This is a genomic window from Streptomyces sp. NPDC036822 (assembly GCF_055609145.1).
In genome coordinates, this window is sequence record NZ_JBVJPY010000054.1 from 1 (window position 1) to 4,444 (window position 4,444).

At 59.5% G+C, this 4,444-nt stretch carries 2 protein-coding genes and 4 pseudogenes; 3 read left to right on the plus strand and 3 right to left on the minus strand.

Features of this window, described 5'->3' with window-relative positions:
• Positions 1-390, plus strand: a pseudogene (locus ACZ68P_RS36035) (transposase family protein); the annotation flags it as partial.
• Between the two features lie 25 nt (positions 391-415).
• On the opposite strand, the gene ACZ68P_RS36040 reads toward ACZ68P_RS36035, so the two are convergent.
• The gene (locus tag ACZ68P_RS36040) at positions 416-1,015 is read right to left on the minus strand and encodes a hypothetical protein (protein WP_471013587.1); all 600 of its coding nucleotides are present in this window, start codon (positions 1,013-1,015) and stop codon (positions 416-418) included.
• A 320-nt stretch (positions 1,016-1,335) separates the two neighbouring features.
• On the opposite strand from ACZ68P_RS36040, the pseudogene ACZ68P_RS36045 reads away from it, so the two are divergent.
• Together ACZ68P_RS36045 and ACZ68P_RS36050 are read left to right on the plus strand one after the other, a co-directional pair.
• A pseudogene (locus ACZ68P_RS36045) lies at positions 1,336-1,967 on the plus strand (IS5 family transposase); the annotation flags it as partial.
• 167 nt (positions 1,968-2,134) lie between these two features.
• Positions 2,135-2,785 (plus strand): annotated as a pseudogene (locus ACZ68P_RS36050) (IS630 family transposase); the annotation flags it as partial.
• A 231-nt stretch (positions 2,786-3,016) separates the two neighbouring features.
• Here ACZ68P_RS36050 and ACZ68P_RS36055 read toward each other — a convergent pair.
• Positions 3,017-4,072, minus strand: a complete 1,056-nt coding sequence (locus ACZ68P_RS36055; protein WP_471013588.1) for a hypothetical protein — start codon at positions 4,070-4,072, stop codon at positions 3,017-3,019.
• 236 nt (positions 4,073-4,308) lie between these two features.
• A pseudogene (locus ACZ68P_RS36060) lies at positions 4,309-4,444 on the minus strand (IS5/IS1182 family transposase); the annotation flags it as partial.

The following is a 4,444-nucleotide window of genomic DNA, read 5'->3' on the forward strand; positions in this document are numbered from 1 at the left end:
CGAACCGTACTACTCGCAAAAACACCGCAAGCACGGCATGAACGTGCAGGTCATCGCCCGCCCCGACGGCACACCCCTGTGGTTCTCCCGCGCGATACCCGGCCGCACCCACGACCTGACTGCAGCACGAGGCCCAGGGCGCTGGCGCCACCTTTCGCGCCTCGTACCACCACCGCGAACAGCCCGAGCATTACCAGCAGTTCAACCGGACCACGCACGACTGAGAGCTCCCGGGGACGGGCCTTCATACAGCTGGAGTCCAGGCGGCTGCTCCGCCGAGCCCGATGCTCCACCCGATGCATCGGCACCATCGCCCAAGCTGTTCACACCTTGCTGACCTGCAACTATTCAGGATGGAAGAGGCTCAAATGGGCGACCGATACGTCATAGATCATTTGCGGGACACCGATTAGAGTCAGATCCAATCGATGCGCTTCTTGCTGAACATTTCGAAATACGCTGCGACTACGTCATGATACGCGTCACTGATCCCAGATATAGAAACAGAGCCGGGATCTGTCAGGGATCCCGCCTCAGTCCGGGATACCCAACCCGAAGCGACAATCTGGATATACGAACCACGTAGTCCATTCTCCCATTCGTCACCAACGACGAGCAGATACTCGATGTCCAGTCCTCCCCCGACAGGGCCTGGCGCCTCGATGAGGTGGATTGGAATGGGGAAACCAATTGGCGCGCCCTTCAATCGCGCACTGTTCTGCTCGATCACATTCGAGCGGTCGGCGAGATATCTCAAGTACAGCGCATTCGTGACAATAAGACCGAAGGCCTGAGGGCATTCAACGTCCAAAGAATATGACCGTATGATACCGGCCTTCTGGTCAGGGTCGAGCGTCTCCCAAGCCTGCCTCACCTCTGGAGAGTTTTGCGTGACGTACCGAAAAAATCGATTCCAGGTAACCTCTTGACCCTCTTGCCCCGCTTGCCGCACAAGAACGTCATACCGCTCGAGCAGTTGATCCCTCATATTGATCCATGCCGCGTCATACCACATTTTTTCTTACCCTTTCCCTGCTGATGAAGTTACGGACGGGGGGCGACGGCCCGATGTAGCGGTTGAAGCAACATTGGGACCTGACCGAAGGCCTGAATAGAAGTTTCGGTCACCAAGCACGATGCGTCCGGCCTGAAGGTGCATCCATAAGGGATACAAGATCAGTATTCGTGAGCCTTCCAACTGGGCTATCAGCGCAGCCGGCATGCTCGGTGCGGCGTCCGCGGCCGGTGTCCGGCTATGGATCTGCTGTTAACGGTCTATCACCGCCCGGCTTGCTTCCGCGCAAGAACGTGAGCTGGAGGGATGTTCCTGCCGAGCGGACAGGGTGCAGTGGGGTGACGGCCTGGCGGCGTCTGCGGGACTGGACCGAGGCCGGCGTCTGGCCCCGGCTGCACGAAGTGCTCCTGGCCGAGCTGCGCAGAGCCGGCCTGCTGGACATGGACGATGCCGCGATCGACGGCTCGCACGTCAGAGCGCTGAAAGGGGGGCTCACACCGGACCTTCACCGGTCGACCGCGCGCGGCCGGGCAGCAAGCACCATCTGATCACCGACAGGCACGGCACCCCTCTGGCCGTCGCTCTGACCGGCGGAAATAGGCACGACGTCACCCAGCTGGTGCCACTGCTCGATGCGATACCCCGCATTCGCGGCGTCCGTGGGCGGCCGCGGCACCGGCCGGGCCGGCTGTTCGCCGACCGCGGTTACGACTACGACAAGTACCGGCGCATCCTTCGGGCCCGCGGCATCACACCGAAGATCGCCCGTCGAGGTGTCCCGCACGGCTCCGGCCTGGGCAAGACCCGGTGGGTCGTGGAACGGACCTTCGCCTGGCTCCACCAGTTCAAACGCCTCCGGATCCGCTATGAGATACGAGCCGATCTACACCTCGGCCTGCTTCAACTCGCTTGTAGCATCATCTGCTTGAGACGACTCCGCACCTCATTCTGAAACGATCAGTTTTAGTAGACCTTCGGGATTCCGACGTGAGCGAGGATCTTTCCCTCGTCACCCCAGTCGACCTGGGCCTGAGCCTCCGGGACTACCTCGAACCTGCGGTGGAGGCCGGTCAGCTCGCTCGGGCTGATGCCCAGTTCCTCCGCGATGCGGGGTCTGACCTCTACCTCGACCCGCCGGAGAAGGCGCTCGTCCTCTGTGTGGGCGAGAAGTCGCAGATCCAGGCCATTAACCGCTCCCAGCCCGTCCTGCCGATGACGCCCGGTGTTCCCGAGCGCTGCGGCCAGGACTACGTCTGGGCCGGCACCACCACCCTGTTCGCCGCGTTGGAGGTCGCGCCACCGGCAAGGTCATCGGCTCCCTGCACCGCCGTCACCGGGCGGCGGAATTTAAGAAGTTCCTATCCAAGCTGGACAAGGAAGTCCCGGCTGATCTGCAGGTTCATCTGATCCTGGACAATTACGCGACGCGCAAGATGCCTGACATCAAGAAGTGGCTGCTGGCCCATCCGCGGTTTCATCTGCACTTCACGCCGACCAGCGCGTCCCGACTGAACCTGGGCGAGCGGTGGTTCGCCGAGTTGACGCAGAAGAAGATCAGGCGCGGCGTCCACCGCTCGGTCCAGGCCCTCGAACGCGACATGCGGACCTGGCTCGCCGACTGGAACGAACACCCAGGCCGTTCGTCTGGACAAAGACAGCCGACGAGATCCTCAACAAGGTCGCCGCGCCGCCTACTGCCGACGAATTTCCGACTCAGATCACCAGGCGCTGGGACGCAGATTCCGAAGAGTTCCTGGGCAGGTGCGATAGCTATCGAGGATACAACGTGGTGGCTTAGCCCTCTTTCTGACTGGGACGCTTGGCCTTGTCGGGGACCCTCCCGACGCCATAGTCCCTGTACATATTCACCTGCAGCTGTTCACGATTGGGTCTGATCACCTCATCGCGGAGCTGTCGGCGATCAGTCCTATGCCTCCCGAGATTTTAGAGTTCGCTTTACCGGGAGGTGATTCCACACTCCACCCAGCCGCTGTTCCCGACTCAATCGAAGTGTTGACGAAGCTCAGCCATTACGGCGTACGAAAGATGCCGAATTGATTCCTCGGCTTCGTTCGCGTCCACCCCGGAGTCAACTCCGAGGGCGCGAATCTGATTGAATTCGATCTCGGTGAACATCTTGAATGCGTGACGTTCAAGAAACCCGAGTGGGGGGATTTGCTCGCGTGTGCCACATGACTTCCAAGCGAGCGAGCGGGATCCTAGATAGTGCAGAATACACTCCGTCAGGTAGCCAGCATCCAGGAAGGGCTGATTTGCGGAAGTTTTAAAAGCTGCTATCAGGTCGTTCTCTGCCTCGATCCACCACTCGTGTCTGGATAGCAGTTCGTTGTTGTAGTCAAGGTAGTCGGCCCACCCGAAGCCGTCCCCGGAAGCAAACGCCATAGGTGAACCGTAGACTGCGGCAAGGTCTTGGTTTATCACGTCAGGAGGGCTTACCCAGTGCCCGTCCCAAGGCTTTGTTGCGATGCGAGGGTCGTAGGGTCTGATGGAGTCTTCATAGTCCCGCCTGGTGCAGTCGTAGAAACGATACTCTGAGGTGCTTGCGAAGGTTACAGTTTTCTCATGTGGAGGGGCAGGCATGGAGTTCTCGACGGCAAGTTTATCGAGATGATTGCGTCTCTCTCGGCGACGATAGCTGCCCTTGTTCTTTATCGGTACGGGAGGCATCCACCGTGCAACGGTCTCCTTTACCATGGCGGTGATCAACAATGCTACTTGAGCGTCAATTTCTGCCGCTCCGGCACTACCTGAATGCACGACAAGGCGCTCCCCCAGGAGGGTGGCGAACTCTTGACGTCGGGAGAACTCCCGGAAGGCCGTTTCCTGGATCCCATCCTTTTCCCATCGCGCATTCTTTAGTCCGAGCCCAGGATTCTGTTGGACGACTTTTCGGCAGCACTTCTCAAAGTCTCTCCATACAGCCTCAGTGCTGGGGTATTCTCTAGCGCTCTTCGCCTGATCCGAACAGAAGCTCTCGGTAGCGCTCGTTAATACCATTTCCATCGATGTGGAGAACTTCCTCCATTCGTTCTTCATGGGTTTCCTCCAGGCTCGCTGTGGTGACCTTGGCTTTTCGCGCATAGATCGGTATGCTTACCTTAAGGTACAGGCAGGGCGAAATTTTCGTTTCCGACGCCGTGTTCCCTATCGGGTAGGTTCTTGGATCTATCGGGTAGTTCTAGTGACCCGAGTCGGAGGTTTGTCGTTAGTTCGGTATGAGTCGTCCCGGTCCGAAGATTCCGCCGTTGTCAGTGACTGAGCCTTTTCCAACCTCAGTCTGAGCTGGCCAGATGCAGGGTCAGGATGGCTTGGACGAGGCTGGTGATGCGGGTGGTCGAGCAGCGGAGCTTGCGTAGGAGGCGCCAGGCTTTGAGGGTGGCGATGGCCCGTTCGACGAAGGCTCGGATG

What these genes read in the sequence shown, in the direction of transcription:
- ACZ68P_RS36040 (WP_471013587.1), bottom strand. Translation starts at nt 1,015, where the DNA reads ATGTGGTATGACGCGGCATGGATCAATATGAGGGATCAACTGCTCGAG.
- ACZ68P_RS36055 (WP_471013588.1), bottom strand. Translation starts at nt 4,072, where the DNA reads ATGAAGAACGAATGGAGGAAGTTCTCCACATCGATGGAAATGGTATTA.